The sequence below is a fragment of the Kribbella sancticallisti genome (assembly GCF_039530625.1).
Classification (GTDB): Bacteria; Actinomycetota; Actinomycetes; order Propionibacteriales; family Kribbellaceae; genus Kribbella; species Kribbella sancticallisti.
Genome location: NZ_BAAAOS010000060.1, coordinates 24,944 through 48,168, shown reverse-complemented (window position 1 = coordinate 48,168; position 23,225 = coordinate 24,944). Strand labels below are relative to the sequence as shown.

Below are 23,225 nucleotides of genomic sequence, written 5' to 3'. Positions count from 1 at the left end.
GAAAGCGAAGGCCGCCCGCAGCAAACAGCTGCGGGCGGCCTTCGGGAAGGAGCTTCAGGCTGGGCGGCGGCGGATTTTGTTGCCTAGCCAGACGATCGGGTCGTACTTGCGGTCGGCTACGCGTTCCTTCATGGGGATCAGTGCGTTGTCGGTGATCTTGATGTGTTCGGGGCAGACCTCGGTGCAGCACTTGGTGATGTTGCAGAAGCCGAGGCCGTGCTGGTCCTGGGCCTCGTGCTGGCGGTCGGCGGCGTCCAGCGGGTGCATGTCGAGTTCGGCGATGCGCATCAGGAAGCGCGGGCCCGAGAAGGACTCCTTGTTCTCCTCGTGGTCGCGGATCACGTGGCAGGTGTCCTGGCACAGGAAGCACTCGATGCACTTGCGGAACTCCTGCGAGCGTTCCACGTCGACCTGCTGCATCCGGTACTCGCCGGGCTTCAGGTCGACCGGTGGGGTGAACGCCGGGATCTCGCGGGCCTTGGTGTAGTTGAACGACACGTCGGTGACGAGGTCGCGCATCACCGGGAAGGTGCGCATCGGGGTGACGGTGACGACCTCGTCCTCTTCGAACGTGTTCATCCGGCACATGCACATCAGCTTCGGCTGGCCGTTGATCTCGGCGCTGCAGGAGCCGCACTTGCCGGCCTTGCAGTTCCACCGGACCGCCAGGTCCGGTGTCTGGGTCGCCTGCAGCCGGTGGATGACGTCGAGGACGACCTCGCCCTCGTTCACCTCGACCTCGTAGTCCTGCAGGTCGCCGCCCTCGGCATCCCCGCGCCAGACCCGGAACTTGCCCTTGTAGCTCATCGACGTCCTCGCTTCGCTCCGGGCGCCGCCGACCTCAAGCCGCTGTGCTTTTGGCAGAGCTCGCTTCGCTCACTCATGCGGGCAGCTCCTCCTCAGTCAGGTACTTCTTCAGCTCGTCCAGTTCGAACAGTTCCATCAGGTCCTCGCGCATCGGGATCTGGTCCTTGCGCGCGACGTTCACCGAGCCGTCGGCGTTGAGCCCGCAGACCAGCAGCAGCTTGCGCCACTCGGCGTTCATGCCGGGGAAGTCGTCGCGGGTGTGACCGCCGCGGGACTCCTGCCGCTCCAGCGCCGCCTTGGCCACGCACTCGGACACGGTCAGCATGTTGCGCAGGTCCAGCGCGAGGTGCCAGCCGGGGTTGAACTGCCGGTGCCCCTCGACCGTCATCTTCGCGATCCGGCCGCGGAACTCCGCCAGCCGCGCCAGCGCCTGTTCCATCTCCTCGGCCTTGCGGATGATGCCGACCAGGTCGTTCATCGCCTGCTGGAGTTCCTGGTGGATCGTGTACGGGTTCTCCCCGCCCTCGAGCTCGAACGGCGCCAGCGCGTCGGCCGCCGCCGCGTCGACGTCGGCCTCGGCGATCTTCGGCCGCTCCGCGCCCAGCGAGTCGACGTACATGGCCGCGCCGCTGCCGGCCCGGCGGCCGAAGACGAGCAGGTCGGACAGCGAGTTGCCGCCCAGCCGGTTCGACCCGTGCATGCCGCCCGCGACCTCACCGGCCGCGAACAGACCCGGTACGACGGACGACGCCGTGTCGGGATCCACCTCGACCCCGCCCATCACGTAGTGACAGGTCGGGCCGACCTCCATCGGCTCGGCGGTGATGTCGACGTCCGCGAGTTCCTTGAACTGGTGGTGCATCGACGGCAGCCGGCGGGTGATCTCCTCGGCCGGGAGCCGGGACGACACGTCCAGGAAGACGCCACCGTGCGGCGTACCGCGGCCGGCCTTGACCTCGGAGTTGATCGCCCGGGCAACCTCGTCGCGGGGCAGCAGTTCCGGGGGACGCCGGTTGTTGTCGGCGTCCTTGTACCAGCGGTCGGCCTCTTCCTCGGTCTCCGCGTACTGCGCCCGGAACACGTCCGGCACGTAGTCGAACATGAACCGCTTGCCCTCGGAGTTCTTCAGCACGCCACCGTCACCGCGGACCGACTCGGTGACCAGGATGCCCTTCACCGACGGCGGCCAGACCATGCCGGTCGGGTGGAACTGGATGAACTCCATGTTGATCAGCGTCGCGCCGGCCCGCATCGCCAGCGCGTGCCCGTCACCGGTGTACTCCCACGAGTTCGAGGTGACCTTGAACGACTTGCCGACGCCGCCGGTGGCCAGGATGACCGCGGGCGCGTCGAACAGGATGAACCGGCCGGACTCCCGCCAGTACCCGAAGGCGCCGGAAATAGCCGCGGAGTCGCCGGCTGTGTTGTCTTTGAGCAACTCGGTCACCGTGCACTCGGCGTACACCTTGAGGTTGGCCTCGTAGTCGCCGGTGGCCTGGAAGTCCTCCTGCTGCAGCGAGACGATCTTCTGCTGCAGGGTCCGGATCAGTTCCAGGCCGGTGCGGTCGCCGACGTGCGCGAGCCGCGGGTAGGTGTGGCCGCCGAAGTTCCGCTGACTGATCCGGCCGTCCGGCGTGCGGTCGAACAGCGCGCCGTACGTCTCCAGTTCCCAGACCCGGTCGGGGGCTTCCTGCGCGTGCAGTTCGGCCATCCGCCAGTTGTTCAGGAACTTCCCGCCGCGCATCGTGTCGCGGTAGTGGACCTGCCAGTTGTCGTTGGAGTTCGCGTTGCCCATCGCGGCCGCGCAGCCACCCTCGGCCATCACCGTGTGGGCCTTGCCGAACAGCGACTTGCACACGATCGCAGTGCGCTTGCCCTGCTCGCGGGCCTCGATCGCCGCGCGCAGACCGGCGCCGCCGGCCCCGATCACGACGACGTCGTAGGAGTGTCGTTCCAGCTCAGTCATAGAAGTCAGACGTCCGAATCAGTTGAAACCGCAGAGTCAGTTGAGGAAGCGCAGGTCGGAGAACCAGCCCGCCGACAGCGCCATGATGTACGCGTCGGTGAGGATCACGGTGAACAGCGAGATCATCGCGAAGGTGCCGTGCTTCGGGTTCAGCTTGGACACGAAGGTCCAGTACCGGTAGCGCAGCGGGTGCTTGGAGAAGTTCTTCAGCCGGCCGCCGACGATGTGCCGGCAGGCGTGGCAGGAGAGCGTGTAGAGCCACAGGAAGACCAGGTTGATCCAGATGATCAGGGTGCCCAGCCCGATGCCGAAGCCGCCGTCCTCACCGTGGAAGGCGAGCACGCCGTCGTACACGTTGAGCACACCGAAGATCAGCGCGCCGTAGAAGAAGTAGCGGTGCAGGTTCAGCGCGACCAGCGGGAACTTCCGCTCACCCGTGTACTTCTTGTGCGGCTCCGGGACGGCGCAGGCCGACGGGGCGAAGAACAGCGAGCGGTACCCGGCCTTGCGATAGTAGTAACAGGTACCGCGGAAGCCGGCCAGCACCGCGAAGGTGATGATGCTGAACGGGATGACCCGGGGGAAGTCCCCGAACCAGGTGCCCAGGTGACTCGAACCCTCCACACAGGACGAGGTCACGCACGGGGAGTACAACGGGGTGAGGTAGTGGTACGCGTCGACCCAGTAGTAGTTGTTCATGAAGATCCGGACCGTCGCGTAGACGACGAAGAAGGCCAGGATCACGCCGATCCGCAGCGGCGCCAGCCACCAGCGGTCGGTCCGTAGTGTCTTCTGCCCGATCTGTGCGCGACCGGGTGCGCTTACTCCGGTCGACATCAGGGGGCGCGCCGGTCAGGGGCGCCGAAGCCTTCGTGCTCCGCGTCGGTCCACATGGACGCGTCGTATTCCACGTCGGGGATCTCCTCGAGGTCCTCCGGAACAGGTCCGGGTCTGTGATGAGGGTCGGGAGGGCCGATCTCGGCCAGATCGTCGCTCAGCCTGGCCACGTCGGACACCAATCGGCGAACGCCGAGGGTGTCACCGTACTCCTGGCTGAGCTTGCCGACGCTGGCATGCAACGCTTCGAGCGCGCGCTGCACCGCTGCCACGGTGCTGTTGCCGTCACCCATACCGACTCCAGTGATGGTTTTGTCGCTGTAAGTATGGGCACACTTTGCCCCCGCGAGGCGCACAACGGAAGACCCCTTGGTACGGCGTGTTCTTAGTTAGGATTACCTCAGTTGCCGATGGCGGTCGGGTGGAGTAATGGAGTGAATCCCGCCTTCAGTACAAGGAGATTCGCCGGCGCAGTCAGTACGGCGACCTCCCGCAAGCCCGGTGGCCGCTCCGGATCGGCGTAGCCCTCCCACGACCAGGCCAGCACGTTCTTCCGGCCCGAACCGTCGCCGAGCACCAGCGCCGGGCGGCCGTCGTACCGGATCATCGCGCCGTCGGGAAGGTCGTCCAACTCGGCCATGGTGGTCCGCTGCCGGCGGGTGCGGGGCTCGACCCGCTCGCGGTGGAGCTGGGCATCCATCGCGGCCGCCCGGGGTCGCTCGGCCAGACCACGCGCGCTGGCCCATGCACCGGCGTACAGGAGGTAGTCGCGGCGGCGGCAGTAGGCGCAGGGGCGGTGTCCGGCGGCCAGGGCGACCGCCTCGTCGAAGAAGAACAGCGCGGTCCAGCGGCCGGGCGGCATCGGGTCGCGACGCACTCCTTTCCAGTCCAGTACGCAGCAGATCCACGCCTTTGAGCGCCAGCGGGTGGTCCCGAGTTGCCGGTCGGCTCCGTGCAGTGTGCCGCGGTTGCCCATCAGCAGACCGCGGCCCGGCTCGGCCACGATCTCCTGGGTGGGCAGCACTCTGTTCTGCAACGGCACGTGCCCCATCGTCCGGCAAGGTGCCGACAGTTCTCTGGCACAGTCGGGTCTCTGGCACAGTCGGGCCTCATGAAGGACAGGCAGATCGTCGTCGGAGTCGCCGTGGTGCGGGATGGAAAGGTGCTGGCCGCGCTGCGGCCGGGAGCCGACGGCGGCTGGGAGTTTCCCGGCGGGAAGGTCGAGGTGGGGGAGAGCGACGAGGAGGCCGCGGTCCGGGAGCTGCGGGAGGAGTTGTCCCTGGAGATCAAGCTCGGCGCCTCGCTCGGGCCGGCTCAGCCGATCGGCGAGCGGTACCTGCTGCGGGTGTACCTGGCCGAACTGCTCGCGGGCGAGCCCGTCCTGCACGAGCACACCGCGATCCGGTGGCTCAGCGTGGGTGACCTGAAACACATCGAATGGCTCCCCGCTGATCGGCCGTTCCTCCCCGCGTTGCATCGGATACTCCCCGCAGTTTTCTGATCCGTCACGATTCTGTGACATCGCCCCGGCGCTAGTAGCGTCCACAGTGCGAGATCCGTAGGGTTCCCGCTGAGCTGCTGACGGACTCGAACAGAGCCGCGAAAAACTAGGGGGGCACCATGACCTTGGGCGCAACCGAAGCGACTCCGTCGGACGACGGCCTGCCGGCCGAACACCTGGCCGGAACCGCGGAGGCGAAGCAAATCGAAGGGCGATCGCTCGGGCAGATCGCCTGGGCCCGGCTGAAGAAGGACAAGGTCGCGCTGATCAGCGCGACGTTGATCATCCTCATCATCCTGATGGCCGTCTTCGCTCCGTTGATCGTGAAGATCAGCGGATATCCGCCGGACCAGCCGAACTTCAAGGGCCCGAACGGCGAGGACCTGCTGGACACGTTCAACGGCGGCATCCCCGCCGGCGGCCTGTTCGGCAGCGGTATGAGCAGCGAGCACTGGCTCGGCGTCGAGCCGCAGAACGGCCGCGACGTCTTCGCCCGGCTCGTCTACGGCGCCCGCGCCTCGCTGCTGGTGGCGCTCGGCGGAACGGTCCTGGCGGTCGTCCTCGGCACCGTGGTCGGCATGGTGGCCGGCTACTTCCGTGGCTGGGTCGACGCCGTCCTCGGCCGGGTGATGGACATCCTGCTGAGCTTCCCCGCGCTGCTGTTCATCCTGGCGCTGACTCCGGTGATCGCCGACCGCGCCCAGGCCACCTTCGGGATCCCCGACGACAACGGCCTGCGGATGGGCGTGCTGATCTTCGTGCTCGGTTTCTTCGGCTGGGCCTACCTGGCCCGGATCGTCCGCGGCCAGACGCTGTCCATCCGGGAACGGGAGTTCGTCGAGGCGGCCCGCTCGCTCGGCGCCGGCCCGGGGTACGTGATCTTCAAGCAGATCCTGCCGAACCTGATCCCGACGCTGCTGGTGTACTCGACCCTGATCATCCCGACGTACATCACCGCCGAGGCCGCGTTGTCCTTCCTCGGCGTCGGCGTCAAGGAGCCCACCGCGTCGTGGGGCCGGATGATCGCGGATGCCTCCAACTGGTACGAGGGCAACCCGCTGTACCTGTTCTTCCCGGGCGCGATGCTGTTCGTCACCGTGCTCGCCTTCAACCTGCTGGGCGACTCCGTGCGTGACGCCCTCGACCCGCGTGCCGGACGGAGCTGAGCATGTTCAACTACATCGTCCGCCGCCTGCTGCAGATGGTCCTGATCCTGTTCGCGATCAGCGCGATCACGTTCTTCCTGTTCTGGGCCACGCCGGCCAACCCGGCACTGCTGATCTGCGGCAAGGACTGCAACACCGAGCGGATCGCGGAGGTCAACGAGGCGTACGGCTTCGACGACCCGCTGATCGTGCAGTACGGCAACTACATGAGCGGCCTGGTCAACCCCGGCGGCCGCGAGCTCGGCTCCGAGGGCTCCGAGGAGCACTGCGCCTGGCCCTGCCTGGACCGTTCGCTGCAGAACGGCCTGCAGGTGACCGACTCGATCTCCGACGCGATCGGCCCGACCTTCTGGCTCGCCACCGGGGCCGCCGTCATCTGGCTGGTCTCCGGCGTCTTGCTGGGACTGCTGGCCGCGCTGCGAAAAGGGAAGTGGCTGGACAAGCTCAGCGTCGGGCTGGCGCTGTTCGGCGTCTCGTTCCCGACCCTGGTGATGGGCTATCTGCTGATCTTCGTCTTCACCGTCAAGGCCGGGGTGGTGCCGTACCCGGACCAGGCGAACTCCAGCCTGTTCACCGCCGGGCCGGTGGCCTTCGCGCAGTTCTACATCCTGCCGTGGATCACCCTCGCCCTCGTCAACGCCGCCCTGTACACCCGGCTCACCCGGGCGAACATGATCGACACGATGAACGAGGACTTCATCCGGACCGCGCGGGCCAAGGGCCTGGGCGAACGCAAGGTCGTCTTCAAGCACGGGCTCCGGGCCGCGCTCACCCCGATCGTGACGATCTTCGGCCTGGACCTCGGCGCGCTGCTCGGCGGCGCCGTGATCACCGAGCGGATCTTCAGCATCCAGGGGCTGGGCAAGCTCTCGATCGACTCGGTGCTCGCCAACGACCTGCCGGTGGTGATGGGCGTCGTCCTGGTCGCCGCCTTCTTCGTCGTCTTCGCCAACATCGTGGTCGACGTCCTGTACGCCCTGATCGATCCCCGGGTCCGGCTGTCATGACCGCCACGACTACCGCGACCACGATGACGACCAGCCGATCCGGGACGGAGCAGCCCCAGTGAGCACTGCATCAACAGAGCCGGTTCTCCCCGCGGCCGCACCTGCCGCCGGGAAGGCCTTCCTGGAGGTCAACGACCTGCAGGTCCGATTCCCCACCGACGACGGCCTGGTCCGCGCGGTGAACGGGATGAACTTCTCCCTGCAGCCCGGCGAGACGCTGGGCATCGTCGGGGAGTCGGGATCCGGCAAGAGCGTTACCAGCCTGGCGATCATGGGCCTGCACAAGGGCAGCCGGGCGCAGGTCGAGGGTGAGATCTGGCTGGACGGCAACGAGTTGGTCTCGATGCGGGTGGAGGAGATGCGCCGGCTGCGCGGCAGCAAGGTGGCGATGATCTTCCAGGACCCGCTGTCGGCGATGCACCCGTTCTACCGGATCGGCGACCAGTTGACCGAGGCCTACCTGGTCCACAACGACGTCTCCAAGGCGGCCGCCAAGACCCGGGCGATCGACCTGCTCGAGCGGGTCGGCATCCCGTCGCCGGCCAGCCGGTTCTACGACTACCCGCACCAGTTCTCCGGCGGCATGCGGCAGCGCGCGATGATCGCGATGGCGCTGATGTGCGACCCGCGGCTGCTGATCGCCGACGAGCCGACGACGGCGCTCGACGTCACCGTGCAGGCGCAGATCCTGGACCTGATGAACGATCTGCAGAAGGAGTTCAACTCCGCGATCATCATCATCACCCACGACCTCGGCGTGGTCGCCCAGATGGCCGAGAAACTGGTCGTGATGTACGGCGGCCGGGTGGTCGAGTCCGGCACGGTCCGGGACATCTTCTACCGGCCCGAGCACCCCTACACCTGGGGCCTGCTCAGCTCGATCCCGCGGATCACCGGTGGCGGTGACCGGCTCAAGTCGATCAAGGGCTCGCCGCCCTCACTGATCAACCTGCCGACCGGCTGCCCGTTCCACCCGCGCTGCGACTACCGGGACAAGGTGCCCGGCGACGCCTGCGTCACCGACGTACCGGAGTTGCTGCAGGTGGGTGCCGCCGGTCAGTCGCCGGCGGACGCGGCCGGGCACCTCGCCCGGTGCCACATCGACAGCGCGGAACGCAAGCGCATTTTCGCCGAGCAGATCAAGCCGAGCCTGTGAGCGCGGACGATCGAGGAGCTGACGTGACAACTTCGACGTCGCCGGTGGCAGAGCGCACCGGCCCGGTCAAGGGTGACCTGCTGCTGGAGGTGAAAGGCCTGCAACGGCACTTCCCGGTCACCCAGGGCATCATCTTCCAGCGCGCCACCGGCGCGGTGAAGGCGGTCGACGGGATCGACTTCACCCTGAACACCGGGGAGACCCTCGGCCTGGTGGGCGAGTCCGGCTGCGGCAAGTCCACCACCGGGCGGCTGGTGACCCGGCTGGACGAGCCGACCGAGGGCACGATCACCTTCCAGGGCAAGGACATCACCCACCTGAACCGGCGCCAGATGCGGCCGTTCCGGCGGGACGTCCAGATCATCTTCCAGGACCCGTACTCGTCGCTGAACCCGCGGCAGACGATCGGCACGATCATCGCCGCGCCGTTCGACATCCAGGGGATCAAGACCGAGAACGGGACCAAGAAGGCCGTCCAGGACCTGATGGCCCGGGTGGGACTCAACCCCGAGCACTACAACCGGTACCCGCACGAGTTCTCCGGCGGTCAGCGGCAGCGGATCGGGATCGCCAGGGCGCTGGCGCTGCGGCCCCGGCTGATCGTCTGCGACGAGCCGGTGTCGGCCCTGGACGTGTCGATCCAGGCCCAGGTGGTGAACCTGCTCGACGACCTGCAGGACGAGTTCGACCTCGCCTACCTGTTCGTCGCGCACGACCTGTCGGTGATCCGGCACATCTCCGACCGGGTCGCGGTGATGTATCTCGGCAAGATCGTCGAGATCGCCGACCGCGACGAGTTGTACAACCATGCTCGGCACCCCTACACGCACGCGCTGCTCTCGGCCGTGCCGGAGCCCGATCCCGACGCGGTCAAGCGCCGGGAGCGGATCCGGCTGACCGGTGACGTGCCGAGCCCCTTGAACCCGCCCTCCGGGTGCCGTTTCCGCACCCGGTGCTGGAAAGCGGAGGACATCTGCGCCACGCAGGAGCCCCCGTTGCTTCAGATCGGAGCCCCCGGCCACCAGGCCGCGTGTCACTTCCCGGAGGAACGCGACGTTGTCTGACAGTTACACAGAGTAGTAAACAGTCTCCTTCGTGCACTGAACTAGTCACGATCAGGTTACTGGCGAACAGAACGGTTGAAGCGCTATCGCGGTCATGAGTAGATGTCCCGGCATTCCAGTCACCAGGGCAGCCGTGACCCGGCGTCCCGATGGAGGAAGAGAAAGAAGGATGGCATGAGATACGCCAAGCGAGTCGGATCCGTGATTGCCACGGGTCTTGCCCTTACCCTCACGCTGGCGGCATGCGGTGGGGACAGCAACAACAACGACAACGCCGGTGGTACCGAAGCAACCGATGGCGTCAAGGGCGGTACCGTCACCGTCTACCACGCCTCGGACTTCGAGCACCTCGACCCGGCCCGGGCATTCGTCACCGACGTCGGCATGGCCGGACAGTTGCTCTACCGGACGCTGACCGCGTTCGATTGGGATGCCAAGGCCAAGAAGATCGAACTGGTCGGCGACCTGGCCGAGAAGTGGGAGTCCTCGGACGACCTGAAGACCTGGACCTTCACGCTGAAGGACGGCCTGAAGTACGAGGACGGCAGCCCGATCGTCGCCAAGGACATCAAGTACAACGTCGAGCGGTCGTTCTCCGCCGACCTGTCCGAGGGTGCGCCGTACGCGAAGAACTTCCTCGACTGCCCCGGCTACCTGGGTCCGTACAAGCCGGCCGGCAACAACGGCGGCAAGGGCTGCACCGCGGTCGAGACGCCGGACGACAAGACGATCGTCTTCAAGCTGAACCAGGCCGTCTCCGAGTTCCACATGACGACCTCGATGAAGACCTTCTCGCCGGTCCCGCAGGCCAAGGACACCAAGACGCAGTACGACAACCGCGTCTTCTCCTCCGGCCCGTACAAGATCGACAGCTACGTCCGGGACAAGACCCTGACGCTGTCCCGCAACACCAACTGGGACCAGAAGACGGACCCGATCCGGACCGCGATGCCGGACGGCTTCACCTTCAAGTTCGGTGACGACGAGGCGACCGTCGACCAGCGCCTGCTCGCGGGCACCGGTGCCGACGCGAACGCGGTCAGCTTCTCGGGCATCCAGCCGCAGAACCTGGCCAAGCTGAGCCAGGGCAACGTCAAGGACCGCGTGATCGAGGGTGCGGACGTCTGCCAGCGCTACATCGCGTTCAACCAGCAGAAGCCGCTGCTGAAGAACCAGAAGATGCGCGAGGCGCTGACCTACGCCTTCGACAAGACGGCCTACATGACGGCGCGTGGCGGCGACCGGCTGAACCGCCCGATCAACTCGATCGTGCCGAAGTCGCTCGACGGCTACCGCGACCAGAAGACCTTCGAGGCGCCGCTGACCGGTGACCTGGACAAGGCCAAGGCCGCGCTCGCCGAGTCGGGCTACAAGGGCGAGAAGCTGGTGCTCGGCGCGTCCGACGCCACCGGCATCTCGATCAAGGCCGCCGAGGCCGCGCAGGCTGCCTGGAAGCGGATCGGCGTCAACGTCGACATCAAGAAGATCCCGGGTGCGAACTACTACTCGACCCAGCAGAACGACGCTTCGGCGACCGACCTGATCACCGCGGGCTGGTGCCAGGACTGGGCGTCGATGTCGACGATCGTCCCGCCGGTGCTCGGCCCGGACCCGACCGCGAAGGGCAAGGCTGCGCAGAACAACTACAGCCGCTCGACGGCGGGCTGGGACAAGATGGTCGAGATCCCGAAGATCAAGGACAGCAAGGAAGCCACCAACGCGTGGGCGGACCTGCTGGACGAGGTCATGAAGACGGCGCCGCTGGTGCCGATCTCCGAGGACAACAACGTGTACGTCCTCGGCGGCAACATCACCGGTGCGACCGTCAACCCCGACATCGGTGGTCTGCCGGACCTCACCAAGATCGCCGTCAAGAAGGTCGGCTGATCCAACGGTGTGAACTGAAGCAATAGGACAAGGGCGGTGCCGGTTTCCGGCACCGCCCTTCGTCATTGCCGCAGGACAGGATTGCCGCAGGACAGGATTGCCGCAGGACAGGATTGCCGCAGGACAGGATTGCCGCAGGACAGGATTGCCGCAGGACAGGCGGAAGTGCGAGATCAGGTGGAGGCGAGCAGGTCGCGAAGGTGGGCGGCGCCGTGGGCGTCGTGCTGTTCGTGGATGGACAGGGCGATCCGCCACTCGCGCCGCGCCTCGGGCAGCCGGCCCTGGGCGCGGTGCACCTCACCGAGGCTCTTGCGGATGTCCGCTTCGCACAGCCAGTCGCCGTGCTGGCCGGCGATCGCCAGCCCCTCGCTCTGGAACGCGATCGCCTCGTCGAATCGCCCCTCGGCCATCCGGAGCCGGCCCAGTTCGTTCAGTACTTCGGCCTGCGGGATCGCCACGCCGGCCAGCCGGTAGAGCTCGAGCCCCTCCTGCAACGCCTTGCCGGCGATGTCGTACCGGCCGGCCTCTCGATAGGCGACTCCCACGTTCTGCGCGATCATGCCGCGGTACTTCTCCTGGCCTGGCTCCACCAGCAGGTCCATCGCCTCGGTGAAGTGCCGCTCGGCGGCCTCGGTGGCTCCTGTCTTCAGATAGAGCATGCCGAGCGCCAGGCAGGCCCACGCGGCCCGCGGTGGAATCCCAAGCCGCAGGCCGATCGCGCGGGCGCGTTCGGCGTACGGGATGCCGTCGGTGATGCGGCCGGTGCGCTCGAGGACGTGGCTGAGGCTGCTTAGGCAGAGTGCCTGCAGGTTGCCGTCGCCGGAAGCCTCCGCTGCTTCGACTGCCCGGAGCAGGGGAGTCACGGCTTGCTCGTACTGGCCCAGCTCGGCATGAGCGGCGCCTAGATCGTGGAGGACGAGGCCTTCGGCGACCCGGTCCTGGCCGGCGCTGACGAGGCGCAGTACGGCTTCGTTGACCTGCAGCCATTCGAGCCAGGCGCGCCTGAGCGCGTAGTACGCGTTGAGGCCGATGGCCAGCTGGATGGCGAGCATGGGGTGCAACTGGGCGGCCTGCTGGACGGTGCCGACGAGGTTAGGTCGCTCGCGGTCCAGCCAGGCCAGTATGTCCTCGGCTGTCGGCAGGTCGTCGGCACCGGCCAGCCACTCCTTGTCGATCCACTTCTCCCGGGTCACCCCGTGCCCCGCGTACTCGCTGCCTCTCCAGACGACAGCGGAGACCCGCTTGATCCAGCGGGTGTTGGCGGCCTCCTTGTCCGGCTCGGTCAGCATCTGCTCGGACAACTCCCGTGCGGCGACCCGTACGAGGTCATGCAGCCGGTACTGTCCTGGGCCGGGTGTCGCGAGCAGATGCACGTCTACTAGCCGCTCCAGTACTACGACAGCCTCGGGCTCAGGGCTGTTCGACAGCGCAGCCGCCAGAGCGGACGTGAGATCCACCGAGTCAGACAACCCGAGCAGCGCGAACATAGTGACGGCCTGTACGTCGACCGGGTCGTCGCTGCCGGCCAATTGCTCGATGGACAGCACCAGAGTCGCCCGTACGCCGGAGTCGTCCAACTGGAGCTCGTCCAACCGGCGACGGCCGTCCGCAAGGCGCTCGGCCAGGTGTGCCACCGGCCAGGTCGGGCGGGACGCCAGCCGAGCCCCGGCCATCCGAATCGCCAGGGGTAGGCCACCGCACTGCCGGACCACCTCGGCGCAGTCGTCCTCGGGGGCGTCCGGGCGTTCGGAGATGCGCCGGAGCATCTCGATGGACTCATCCAGCGGTGGTTCGCCCAGCTGGAAATGGCGACCACCGAGACCGGCCATGCTGCGACGGCTGGTCACGATGACGGCGCAACCACCCGAGCCGGGCAGGAGTTGCCGGATCTGCTCCTGGTCGGAGGCGTTGTCGAGGAGCAGGACCAGGCGGCGGTCGGCGAGCGCAGTACGGAAGCGGGCGGAGGCGGTGGCGACGTCGGCGGGTGGTGTCTCGCCGAGGTCTTCCAGTAAGTAGGTCAAGGCGTCCAGTGGTTCCAGGGGTGGCCCGATGCCGAAGCCACGCAGGTCCAGGTACAGCTGGCCGTCGGGGAAGTGGTCAGCGATCTGGTGGGCCGCGTGCACGGCGAGGGTGGTCTTGCCGATGCCGCCCATCCCGGTGATGGCGGTGACGCTGACGCCCTTGGCGTTGAGCAGGTGCTTCGTCAGCAGGTCCATCTCCCGGACCCGGCCGGTGAAGTCCCCGCTTGCGAACGGCAGTTGCCGGGGAGAGGCCGCGACGGTCGGCTTGGGCCGCTGCTTGTCGGTGCCGGTCTTGCCCCGGCGGGAGGCGGCGGAAGCCAGCGCGGCCCGCTGGTCGGGGTCCAGGTGCAACGCGTCGGCGAGAGCCTCGACAGTGCCCGGCTGCGGGTAGCGGCGGGTGCCACGTTCCAGGGTGCTGATCGCCTGCACGCTCACCCCGGATCCGGCGGACAACTCGTCCTGGGTCAGACCGGCCGCGATCCGGTGCCGCCGGAGCAGAGCCGCGAACTGCGATTCCACTCCCGTCACCTCCGGTGATTGCCAGGTTTGTATGGGTGAACTGTATGGGTTGTACCTGGTGACCCCGTCGGTGCCAACCGAGAATTGGACCTGCACGACGACTGGGGAGGAGATGTGCATGTCGGTTTACCAGGCTGTACCTGTGGTGCGACGTGAGGATTTCGCACCGGAGGTTGTCTGCGAGGTCTACGAACTCGGGTCGCGGCGTCGTACGGCGGTCACCGTCAAGGAGCTGACCAACCGCCAGGTGACCATCGGCCGGCTGATGGCCACAGGCGCCAAGGACGCCGCCATCGCGCGGCAGCTGGGGCTCTCGCTGCGGACCGTCCGGGCCGAGATCAGCGCCCTGATCGCCGGGCTCGGGGCGCGGTCCCGCTTCCAGGCCGGCTGCCTGCTGGTGCGCCGGTTCGGCTGAGGCCGTCGGCGTCCCTGAGCGGCTGTTCGCAGGTCCCACCACCGACCCCCGGAAACTGTCCCTTCCTGCCCGTACGCTGGCGACATGAGCGAGCTTCCCGACCGCCGGCTGCTGCTGGTGCATGCCCACCCGGACGACGAGACCATCAACAACGGCGTGACGATGGCGCGGTACGTGGCCGAAGGCGCGCACGTCACGCTGGTCACCTGCACCCTCGGTGAGGAGGGCGAGGTGCTGGTTCCCGAGCTGGAGCACCTGGCCGCGGACCAGACCGACCAGCTCGGCCGGCACCGGATCGGCGAGCTGGCCGCCGCGATGGACGAACTGGGCGTCACCGACCACCGGTTCCTCGGCGGCCCGGGCAAGTACCGGGACACCGGGATGATCTACAACGACGAGGGCAACGCCGACGTCCCGCCGGAGACCCGGCCGGACAGCTTCTGGCAGGCCGACCTGCTGACCGCGGCCGACGACCTGGTCCCGATCATCCGGGAGATCCGCCCGCAGGTTTTGGTCACCTACGACCAGTACGGCAACTACGGCCACCCCGACCACATCAAGGCCCACCGCGTCGCCACCTATGCGGCCGCCCTGGCTGCCAGCAGGTCGTACCGGGAGGACCTCGGCGAGCCCTGGGATGTCGCGAAGATCTACTGGATGGCGATGGCGGAGTCCGGCATGCGCGAGAGCCTGCGCAAGCTGCGTGAGTCCGGCGACACCACCACCTTCGAAGGGCTGGACCCGGACGGTCCGCTGGGCCCGTACGTCACGCCGGACCGTTTCGTCGACTGCGTGATCAGCGGCGAGGGGTACATCGACCGCAAGATGAACGCGATGAAGGCGCACGCCACCCAGATCACCGTCGACGGGCCGTTCTTCGCGCTGTCGAACAACAACGGCAGCGAGATCTGGGGCAGTGAGGCCTACCGTCTGGTCAAGGGCACCGCGGCTCCCGGACCCGACGGCGTGGAGGACGACCTTTTCGCCGGCCTCTGACCGGTGGACCCGGCCGCCGTCGCGCGGCGCCGTCGGCCGGGCAGTGACAGGTGCCACACCGTCGGTTGAGGCGTCAACCTTGTGCGGGACTTAGGCTGCTGGGGTGACCCCGGATCCCAGTGGCAGCATCGAGCCGCAGGACTTCCGTACGGCGATGAGCCGGTTCGCGTCGGGCATCACGATCATGAGCACCTTGCAGGACGGGGTCGCGCACGCGATGACGGCGAACGCGTTCACCTCGGTGTCGCTGGATCCGCCGCTGGTGCTGGTCTGTGTGGACAAGGGCGTGCGGATGCACGACGCCGTGCTCGACTGCGGGTACTGGGCCGTCTCGGTGCTAGCGGACGGTCACCGGGAGATCGCTGAGCGTTTCGCGAAGTCCGGCCGCGACCTGTACAGCCAGTTCGACGGGATCGACACCCAGCCGGGCCCGAAAACGGGCTGCCCGCTGATCGAGGGAGCGCTCTCCTGGCTGGAGTGCCGCACCTGGGCGACGTACGACGGCGGCGACCACACGATCGTGGTCGGCGAGGTGCTGAGCCTGGGCGCCGGAGAGCCGACTGACCCCGCGGCCCTGATCTACTACGCGGGGCACTACAGGGCACTCCGGGGCAGATAGCTCTTCCCGGTCCTGTAGTCTGTGCCGTTGCTGTCACTTGGTTCGAGCAGGAGGACTCTGTCCGGTGGGGAGAAAACAGCTCGCGGGGATCATCGCCGCGGCGGGGTTCGGTGTGCTCGTGGTCGGGTACGGTCTGGCGTTCGCGCTGACCGGCGACAAGGTACCTGGTGATACGACGGTGCTGGGGATTCCCCTCGGCGGTCTGTCCGAGGAGGACGCCAAGACCAAGCTGCAGGCCGGTCTCAAGGACCGCCTGGTGCTGCCGATCAAGGTCAAGGCCGGCGAGACGACGTACCAGGTGAAGCCGGCCGAGGCCGGGCTCACCCTGGACGTCGACGCGACCATCGCCGAGGCCGGTGCCGGGCGCAGCCTCAACCCGGCGCGGATCTGGCAGGCGATGACCGGCGGTGACGCGGTCCAGCCGGTGATCGCCCAGGACGAGGCCAAGCTGAAGGCCGCCATCGAGAAGCTGGCCACCCAGGTGAACCGGCCGGCCACCGAGGGCACCATCACCTTCCCGAAGGCCAAGGCCGTGCAGCACCCGTCCGCCGACGGCCTGCAGTTGGACAACGAGAAGGCGACCGGCACGGTCGTGTCCGGCTTCCCGTCCGACGGCAACCCCAAGGACCTCCCGGTCAGCGTCACCAAGCCGAAGGCCGGCACCGACGCCATCGACAAGGCGATGACCGAGTACGCCGTACCGGCGATGTCCGGCGCGATCCGGCTGACGGTCGGCAGCAAGAGCGTGGACCTCGAGCCTGAGGAGTACGCCCCGGCGCTGACGCTGGTCGCCAAGGGCGGCGCCTTCACGCCGACGCTGAACGCGAAGAAGCTCGAGCCGTTGTTCGCCGAGCGGTTCAAGAAGCTCGAGACGCTGCCGAAGGACGCGACGGTCCAGATCGTGGCCGGCAAGCCGAAGGTGATCCCGGCGGTCGACGGCATGGTCGTCGCCCGCGACAAGGTGATCCCGGCGATGCTCTCGGTCCTGCCGAAGCCCGTCGGTGACCGGTCCGTCGCCGTCGGCCTGGCCGCCACCCCGGCCGCCGTCACCACCGAGGCGGCCGCGGCGCTCGGGATCAAGGAGGTGATGGGGCAGTTCACCACCAAGTTCCCGCACGCCGACTACCGCAACGTGAACATCGGCACCGCCGCTCGCAAGATCAACGGGACGCTGCTGAAGCCGAACGAGATGTTCAGCCTGAACAAGATCGTCGGCGAGCGGACCAAGGCGAACGGCTTCACCGAGGGCAACATCATCGACGGCGGTGTGTTCAAGCTCGACCTCGGCGGCGGGGTGTCGCAGTCGGCCACCACGACCTTCAACGCGGCCTTCTTCGCCGGCCTGAAGGACGTCGAGCACAAGGCGCACAGCGTCTACATCAACCGCTACCCGGTCGGCCGCGAGGCGACCGTGGCGTGGCCGTCTGTCGACCTGAAGTTCCAGAACGACTCCGGCCACGGCATCTTGGTGCAAACCCTGTTCAAGGCCTCGACGCCGGGCAACCAGGGCAGCATCACGGTGAAGATCTGGGGCACCAAGGTCTGGGACATCACCGCCGGCGCCTCGGGCAAGTCCAACCACCGCGCGCCTGGCGTGGTATACAACACCGCCACCGACTGCCGCCCGCAGGCGCCGACGGCCGGGTTCGACATCACCATCTTCCGGTACTTCGCCAAGAACGGCGCGCGGGTGAAGACCGAGTCCTTCACCACGAAGTACAACGCGGCCGACGACATCCGCTGCGGCCCGAAGCCCGGGACCGTCCCGCCGCCGTCGACCGAGACGCCGCCGACGCCGGGTACGGGCAAGCCGTCCACGTCCACCCGGCCGCCGAACTAACCGAGTCACTTGCACGAAGGGCCGCCTGCGGGCGGCCCTTCGTCATGACCGGTGGAGTTGGTGCAGGTTCTCGGCGACCAGGTTGAACACCTTCTCGCCGATCGCGGCGCCCTCGCGGCGGACCGCCCGCGGATCGATCCGCAGTACCCGATCCAGCCGTACTTCGCTGCGGCGTCCGTCGGTGTCCCACGCACCGCTGCCGATGTCCAGCCAGACCCGGCCCCAGCGGGCCTCGTCGGCCGCGTCCCGGTCGTGGTCCTGGCTGGTCAGGATCAGCGCCAGCAGCAGCGGCCCGTCCGAACCGACCACCAGCACCGGCCGATCCTTGCCCCGGTTGAAGTCCTCCTCGAACGGCACCCAGGTCCAGACCACCTCGCCCGGATCGGCCACCCCGTCGTCCGGGTGCGGCGTGTACTCGACGTGCACCGTGCCTTCGTAGTCACCCGCGTACTCCGGACGCGCCAGTTCAGCCATGTGCCGACCCTACGGACAATCCCGCCCGAAGGCCCGGTCACCTCGCCGGTTGGTTCGTCAGGTAGCGATAGCGGTAGGCTAGGGCGTACCCAAGATTGGTGTAGGTGGTCAGGGCGGGGAGGTTGTCCTCCACGACCTCCAGATAGCTCCGGCGGGCCCCTTGCGGGCCTGCCCAGCGCGCCAGGCCCTGCAGGACGGCTGTGGCGAGCCGACGCCGCCGGTGGGACGGGAGCACTCTCACAGCGTCTACGCCGAGCCAGTGGCCCGTCATGGCCCCCCGGCCGACCGCTACGACCTGACCATCGAGCTGAACCGAGGCGAAAGCCGCTTTCGGTGCCCCCTCCATCACAGCCGGTGCCTCAGCCGGTACTGCGCCCTCGAAGGCAGCCTCGTACCACTCGGCGTCCGGCTTCTCCGTCACCAGCACCTCGTACGCCGGTTCGGCGTTCACCAGGTCCAGCGTCGTATGCAGCACCAGCGGGTCGGCCTGCTCCGGCCGGGCGTCTCTCCAGCCCAGCCGGCGGAACTCCTCAGCCAATGGACTGTCCGGGAGCACCAGAGCCAGCGGAGGCAGACCACGCTCCAGGTAGAACGCCTCCGCCTGCTTCAGCGCGTCCGCGATCGGCATCTCGGGATCCCCGACCGGCAGCAGCGAATTGGCCCGCCCTGTCCATCCTCCGGACGCCCGCAGCAACCACTGGCCGAGGTACGCGGTCTCCACGGCGGGCCGGCCCAGCGCGGTGGTGAGGAGGAGCTGCTCGACGTCCACCGGCCGGAGCGGCATCGGCGGGATCCGTTTGGCGGCCGCCACAGCCTCCAGACGGACCTGATGAAGCGTACTGTCGATATGCCGGACTACGAGCGAGTCTTCGTCGTAGGCCTGCAGCACCCCGAGCACGTCGGTCAACTGGTCACCCGGAAGCCGGTGGCGGACCACGACACGGTGGCCGATATCACGGGCACTGAGGCCTGACACGATGCGGACTCCTGGCAGAGTGGGGCAGGGACTACCGTGATACTAGGTAGCTGCATCAACTTGAGCATCAGGAATACCGCACCGCAGCATCCTGTCCGCTGCGCCTGCTGGCCATAGGAGGAGTACCAGTGACCTACGTCATCGCGCAGCCGTGTGTTGACCTCAAGGACCTCGCCTGTGTCGAGGAATGCCCTGTCGACTGCATCTACGAGGGCAACCGGATGCTTTACATCCACCCTGACGAGTGCGTCGACTGCGGAGCGTGCGAGCCGGTTTGCCCGGTCGAGGCGATCTACTACGAGGACGACACCCCGGAGCAGTGGAAGGACTACTACACCGCGAACGTCGACTTCTTCAACGATCTCGGTTCGCCGGGCGGCGCGTCCAAGCTCGGCAAGATCGACAAGGACCACCCGTTCATCGCCGCGCTGCCGCCGCAGGAGCACGACGAGTAGAACGACAGGTCTTGCGTACACCCGGATGATCGACCGATCATCCGGGTGTTTGTCTTTCCGTCGGGACAGGTCTGTGGAGGAACGACGCCGATGCAAACACTTTCCCCTCGCCTCGCAGCGGTCGTCGACGCGCTGCCGCTCAGCCCCGGGCTGCGGGTGCTGGAGTTCGGCTGCGGCCCGGGAGCCGCGACCCGCGAGGTGGCCCGGCGAGTTGGGCCTGCCGGGTTCGTCCTGGGCGTCGACCGGTCGGCCAAGGCCATCGAGCAGGCGCTCGCGCAGGAGCAGAGCTCCCCGGGCACGCTCGCTTTCCGCCGGTCGACCATCGAGGCGTTCGAGCTCGAACCCGGCGAACAGCCCTACGACCTGGCCTTCGCGATCCGCGTAGGTGCTCTGGACGGCAGACATCCCGACCTGGAGCAGCAGGCCCTCGCCCGGATCGCGGCCGCGCTGACCCCGACCGGACAGCTCTTCATCGACGGCGGCAACCCACTGCGTGAGCTGGACCTAACCCGCTGACCTACTGCTCGACCACATCCACGTGGACGTGGTCGAGGTGGCGCAGGGTGTCGGTGTTCCCAGGGCGGTCGGGTGCCTGGTAGTCGCGCCAGCCGCTGTCCGAGCGACCTCCGGCGGTCCAGATCCGGTCGCTGAAGATGATCGTCTTGATGCCGAGGTGGTAGGCCCGCGCGACCAGGTACTGCGCCAGCGCCCATCCCCGGGTCGTGTTCGCCGCCGTGATCGGCTTGACGAAGACGTCGATCGCCCGGCCCTCGTAGTGCGCCGAGCCCTCCATGTGGCCCGTGCTCAGCCCGCCGGGCCGGTAGCCGCCCGTCGACAACTTGCCGAAGGTCGCGGCCAGGTCCTTGCGGACGGCTTCAGCCCGAGGGGTCAGGCCGTTCTTCCCGATCACCTCAGCCGGGGCCGAGGCAGGGTTCACCGTGCAGCTCAACGCGCCCTTCGACTGCCCGGTCAGCGCGGAGGCCAGGATCCGGGCGTCCGCCTCGTGATCGGCATAGGCGTTGGGGAACGCGCTGCGCTGCACCCGGTCAGCCGCGACGGTCACAGCCAGCGTCTGGTAGTTCCGCACCTTGACGAGCGCGTCGTAGAACTTCCCGGCCGCATAGTGCGGGTCCCGCACCTGTGCCTCCGTGCCCCAGCCCTGCGAAGGCCGCTGCTGGAACAGCCCCAGCGAGTCCCGGTCCCCGTGGGCCAGGTTCCGCAGCCCCGACTCCTGGTACGCCGTCGCCAGCGCGATCGTGACCGCCCGCGCCGGCAGCCCACGCCGTACTGCGACGCCGGCGATGATCGCGGCCGACTCAGCCTGCTCCAGCTCCAGTACTACGGTCGCCCCCGCCACCGTGGCCTCGCACTGCTCGCGAGGTGGCAGCAGCGGACCGACGCCCCTGCCGCCGATCCAGGAGATTCCGGCAACGACAGCGAGCGCGAGCGCACCCACAGCGCCCAACGCCACGATCGCGCCACGATTCATCGGCATACCGGTCTCAACGTGCGGGACCGGCGTCGAGGTTCCGGCGGGGGCGTGGTGTGTCGGGTCACGCTGGGTATGACGTCCGGCTGGTCGCCTTGGTTGGCGTGGTCCGTCACGCGTTGGCGTGGAGCGCTTCGTTGAGCGTGATGCCCTGACCCTGCCGCGGCCGCGCCTCGACGGCGCCGGTGACGGAGTTGCGGAGATAGAGCAGCCCCGGCTGGCCGGACAGGTCCCGGGCCTTCACCACACTGCCGTCCGGCAGGGTGACCTTGGTGCCGGCGGTCACGTAGAGTCCGGCCTCCACCACGCAGTCGTCGCCGAGCGAGATGCCGATGCCGCCGTTGGCGCCGAGCAGGCAGCGTTTGCCGATCGAGATGACCGCCTTGCCGCCGCCGGACAGGGTGCCCATGATCGACGCGCCCGCGCCGATGTCGCTGCCGTCACCGACGACCACACCGGCCACGATCCGGCCCTCGACCATCGAGGTGCCGAGGGTGCCGGCGTTGAAGTTCACGAAGCCCTCGTGCATGACGGTGGTGCCCTCGGCCAGATGGGCGCCCAGCCGGACCCGGTCCGCGTCGCCGATCCGGACGCCGCTCGGGACGACGTAGTCCGTCATCCGCGGGAACTTGTCGACGCTGGTGACGGACAGGTGCAGGCCGGCCGCGCGGGCGCGCAGGCGGACCTGCTCGATCTCCTCGACCGGGACCGGGCCGTGCGAGGTCCAGGCGTTGTTCGGGAGGGCGGCGAAGATGCCGTCCAGGTTGACGCCGTGCGGGCGGACCAGCCGGTGCGACAGCAGGTGCAGCCGCAGGTAGGCGTCCGCGGTGTCGGCCGGAGCCTGGTCGAGGGTGATCGCGGCCTTCACGACGGTACGGCGTACCTGGCGGAGGTCGTCGTTTCCTTCGGCGGCGATCAGTTCGGCCGGTGCCTTGACGTCCTCCGGCGCCTCGCCCAGTTCGGGGGCCGGGTACCAGACATCCAGCACGGTGCCCGCAGAGGTGACGGTGGCGAGGCCGAAGCCCCAGGCGCGCGTGGCGTTCTCAGTCATGCCCAAAGCCTGCCAGACGCGCGGTCAGCCGCTGTCCTCGCGTCTCGATGGGTAGGCTCGGCGAGACGATCGCGACCCTGCTGGCGAAGGATGCGGATGGCAACCTCTGTGGTCCTGGACACCGATATCGGCACCGATGTCGACGACGCGCTCGCGCTGGCCGTCATCCTCGGCTCACCCGAACTGGAGCTCGCCGGAGTGACCACCGTGTACGGCGACGTGCTGCTCCGGGCCCGGATGGTCGCCAGAGTGGCCGGCATCGTCGGGCATGAGGTCGGGCCGATCGTCCCCGGGCTGGCGGAGCCGCGCTCGGGGCGCGAACTGTTCTGGGCAGGGCACGAGGGCTCGCTGATGCCTGACCTCGACCAGGAGCAGGTCAACGAGCAGGTCGACGCGATCGGCCTGCTGGCGGAGTCGGCGACGGTGGTCGCGGTCGGGCCGCTGACCAATGTGGCCGCGGCGGTCGAGCGACCCGGCCATCGGATCGAGCAACTCTTCGTGATGGGCTGCGACTTCTCGCTGGCCGAGGCCGAACACAACATCAAGTGCGACATCGACGCGGCCGCGGCGGTCTTCGCCTCGGGGGTGCCGGCGACCGTGATCGGGCTCGACCAGACTCTCCGGGTGCGCCTCGACGCCGCGGTCGTCGCCGAGATCGAGGCAGCGGGTGAGCTGGGCCGGCTGCTGGCGGCGGAGATGCGGCAGTTCTGGAAGTTCATGGCCGCCGACTCCAACGCACCGCACGATCCCGCGGCCGTGCTGATGCTGGTCGAGCCGGAGTTGTTCACCTTCCGCACCGGGGTGATCGAGATCGTCTCGGACGGTTTCAGCAGGTTCACCGCGTCGGGCGTGGGACCGCACCGGATCGTCACCGACCTCGACACCGAGGCGGTCGCGCGCCGCATCGTCGCGCGCATCCTCACCGCCTGCGGAAAATAGACGGGCGGTCCGCGCGACGCGCGTGGTGTACTGGCCGACC

The 23,225-nt window shown here is 68.1% G+C and carries 23 protein-coding genes; 13 read left to right on the top strand and 10 right to left on the bottom strand.

Annotated elements, in window-relative coordinates:
• Positions 1-54: 54 nt before the first annotated feature.
• The 5 genes from ABD255_RS38195 to ABD255_RS38175 all read right to left on the bottom strand — a co-directional run bounded on the left by ABD255_RS38195 (position 55) and on the right by ABD255_RS38175 (position 4,661).
• On the bottom strand, positions 55-807 hold the full coding sequence (locus ABD255_RS38195) for a succinate dehydrogenase/fumarate reductase iron-sulfur subunit (protein WP_344221693.1): 753 nt from the start codon (positions 805-807) through the stop codon (positions 55-57).
• Between the two features lie 73 nt (positions 808-880).
• Positions 881-2,773 (bottom strand): fumarate reductase/succinate dehydrogenase flavoprotein subunit, encoded by a 1,893-nt coding sequence (locus ABD255_RS38190; RefSeq protein ID WP_344221692.1) that lies wholly within the window; start codon positions 2,771-2,773, stop codon positions 881-883.
• Between the two features lie 36 nt (positions 2,774-2,809).
• Positions 2,810-3,610: a hypothetical protein gene (locus ABD255_RS38185; protein ID WP_344221691.1), complete on the bottom strand. Its 801-nt coding sequence runs from the start codon at positions 3,608-3,610 to the stop codon at positions 2,810-2,812.
• A complete protein-coding gene (locus ABD255_RS38180) occupies positions 3,610-3,903 on the bottom strand; it encodes a hypothetical protein (protein WP_344221690.1) in 294 nt (97 codons plus the stop codon). The genes ABD255_RS38185 and ABD255_RS38180 overlap by 1 nt, the downstream gene beginning before the upstream one ends.
• Positions 3,904-4,010: 107 nt before the next feature.
• Positions 4,011-4,661, bottom strand: a complete 651-nt coding sequence (locus tag ABD255_RS38175; RefSeq protein ID WP_344221689.1) for a hypothetical protein — start codon at positions 4,659-4,661, stop codon at positions 4,011-4,013.
• Between the two features lie 60 nt (positions 4,662-4,721).
• Between ABD255_RS38175 and ABD255_RS38170 the strand changes: the two genes are divergently transcribed.
• From ABD255_RS38170 to ABD255_RS38145, 6 genes are all read left to right on the top strand, one after another.
• Positions 4,722-5,111: a (deoxy)nucleoside triphosphate pyrophosphohydrolase gene (locus ABD255_RS38170; RefSeq protein WP_344221688.1), complete on the top strand. Its 390-nt coding sequence runs from the start codon at positions 4,722-4,724 to the stop codon at positions 5,109-5,111.
• Between the two features lie 119 nt (positions 5,112-5,230).
• Entirely contained in the window at positions 5,231-6,277 is a 1,047-nt protein-coding gene (locus ABD255_RS38165; RefSeq protein ID WP_344221687.1) for an ABC transporter permease, read from the top strand.
• Between the two features lie 2 nt (positions 6,278-6,279).
• Positions 6,280-7,284 carry an ABC transporter permease gene (locus tag ABD255_RS38160; protein WP_344221686.1) on the top strand — a complete coding sequence of 335 codons (1,005 nt, stop codon included), beginning with the start codon at positions 6,280-6,282 and terminating at the stop codon, positions 7,282-7,284.
• A gap of 58 nt (positions 7,285-7,342) precedes the next feature.
• Complete coding sequence (locus ABD255_RS38155) at positions 7,343-8,440, top strand: ABC transporter ATP-binding protein (protein WP_344221685.1); 1,098 nt, start codon at positions 7,343-7,345, stop codon at positions 8,438-8,440.
• A gap of 23 nt (positions 8,441-8,463) precedes the next feature.
• Positions 8,464-9,504, top strand: coding sequence for an ABC transporter ATP-binding protein (locus ABD255_RS38150; RefSeq protein WP_344221684.1), 1,041 nt, complete (start codon positions 8,464-8,466; stop codon positions 9,502-9,504).
• A gap of 174 nt (positions 9,505-9,678) precedes the next feature.
• Positions 9,679-11,391, top strand: a complete 1,713-nt coding sequence (locus ABD255_RS38145) for an ABC transporter substrate-binding protein (RefSeq protein ID WP_344221683.1) — start codon at positions 9,679-9,681, stop codon at positions 11,389-11,391.
• A gap of 173 nt (positions 11,392-11,564) precedes the next feature.
• On the opposite strand, the gene ABD255_RS38140 is transcribed toward ABD255_RS38145, so the two are convergent.
• Positions 11,565-13,931 (bottom strand): ATP-binding protein, encoded by a 2,367-nt coding sequence (locus ABD255_RS38140; RefSeq protein WP_344221682.1) that lies wholly within the window; start codon positions 13,929-13,931, stop codon positions 11,565-11,567.
• A 118-nt stretch (positions 13,932-14,049) separates the two neighbouring features.
• Here ABD255_RS38140 and ABD255_RS38135 point away from each other — a divergent pair, with 118 nt between their 5' ends.
• The 4 genes from ABD255_RS38135 (at position 14,050) to ABD255_RS38120 (ending at position 17,801) form a co-directional block, all read left to right on the top strand.
• Positions 14,050-14,346 carry a response regulator transcription factor gene (locus tag ABD255_RS38135; protein ID WP_344221681.1) on the top strand — a complete coding sequence of 99 codons (297 nt, stop codon included), beginning with the start codon at positions 14,050-14,052 and terminating at the stop codon, positions 14,344-14,346.
• An 84-nt stretch (positions 14,347-14,430) separates the two neighbouring features.
• Positions 14,431-15,342, top strand: a complete 912-nt coding sequence (mshB, locus tag ABD255_RS38130) for an N-acetyl-1-D-myo-inositol-2-amino-2-deoxy-alpha-D-glucopyranoside deacetylase (protein ID WP_344221680.1) — start codon at positions 14,431-14,433, stop codon at positions 15,340-15,342.
• A gap of 103 nt (positions 15,343-15,445) precedes the next feature.
• Positions 15,446-15,961, top strand: a complete 516-nt coding sequence (locus tag ABD255_RS38125) for a flavin reductase family protein (protein ID WP_344221679.1) — start codon at positions 15,446-15,448, stop codon at positions 15,959-15,961.
• A gap of 64 nt (positions 15,962-16,025) precedes the next feature.
• A complete protein-coding gene (locus tag ABD255_RS38120) occupies positions 16,026-17,801 on the top strand; it encodes a VanW family protein (protein WP_344221678.1) in 1,776 nt (591 codons plus the stop codon).
• Positions 17,802-17,843: 42 nt separating this feature from the next.
• On the opposite strand, the gene ABD255_RS38115 is transcribed toward ABD255_RS38120, so the two are convergent.
• Both ABD255_RS38115 and ABD255_RS38110 read right to left on the bottom strand, forming a co-directional pair.
• Positions 17,844-18,275 (bottom strand): type II toxin-antitoxin system PemK/MazF family toxin, encoded by a 432-nt coding sequence (locus tag ABD255_RS38115; protein WP_344221677.1) that lies wholly within the window; start codon positions 18,273-18,275, stop codon positions 17,844-17,846.
• A 37-nt stretch (positions 18,276-18,312) separates the two neighbouring features.
• Positions 18,313-19,251, bottom strand: a complete 939-nt coding sequence (locus ABD255_RS38110) for a GNAT family N-acetyltransferase (RefSeq protein ID WP_344221676.1) — start codon at positions 19,249-19,251, stop codon at positions 18,313-18,315.
• 128 nt (positions 19,252-19,379) lie between these two features.
• Here ABD255_RS38110 and fdxA point away from each other — a divergent pair, with 128 nt between their 5' ends.
• Both fdxA and ABD255_RS38100 read left to right on the top strand, forming a co-directional pair.
• Entirely contained in the window at positions 19,380-19,706 is a 327-nt protein-coding gene (gene fdxA / locus ABD255_RS38105; protein ID WP_012923087.1) for a ferredoxin, read from the top strand.
• A gap of 90 nt (positions 19,707-19,796) precedes the next feature.
• Positions 19,797-20,222: a class I SAM-dependent methyltransferase gene (locus ABD255_RS38100; protein ID WP_344221675.1), complete on the top strand. Its 426-nt coding sequence runs from the start codon at positions 19,797-19,799 to the stop codon at positions 20,220-20,222.
• A 1-nt stretch (position 20,223) separates the two neighbouring features.
• Here ABD255_RS38100 and ABD255_RS38095 read toward each other — a convergent pair whose 3' ends face one another.
• Positions 20,224-21,201 (bottom strand): VldE C-terminal domain-containing protein, encoded by a 978-nt coding sequence (locus ABD255_RS38095; protein WP_344221674.1) that lies wholly within the window; start codon positions 21,199-21,201, stop codon positions 20,224-20,226.
• A gap of 106 nt (positions 21,202-21,307) precedes the next feature.
• On the bottom strand, positions 21,308-22,246 hold the full coding sequence (gene dapD / locus ABD255_RS38090) for a 2,3,4,5-tetrahydropyridine-2,6-dicarboxylate N-succinyltransferase (RefSeq protein WP_344221673.1): 939 nt from the start codon (positions 22,244-22,246) through the stop codon (positions 21,308-21,310).
• Between the two features lie 96 nt (positions 22,247-22,342).
• Between dapD and ABD255_RS38085 the strand changes: the two genes are divergently transcribed.
• The gene (locus tag ABD255_RS38085; protein ID WP_344221672.1) at positions 22,343-23,185 is read left to right on the top strand and encodes a nucleoside hydrolase; all 843 of its coding nucleotides are present in this window, start codon (positions 22,343-22,345) and stop codon (positions 23,183-23,185) included.
• Positions 23,186-23,225: the final 40 nt, after the last annotated feature.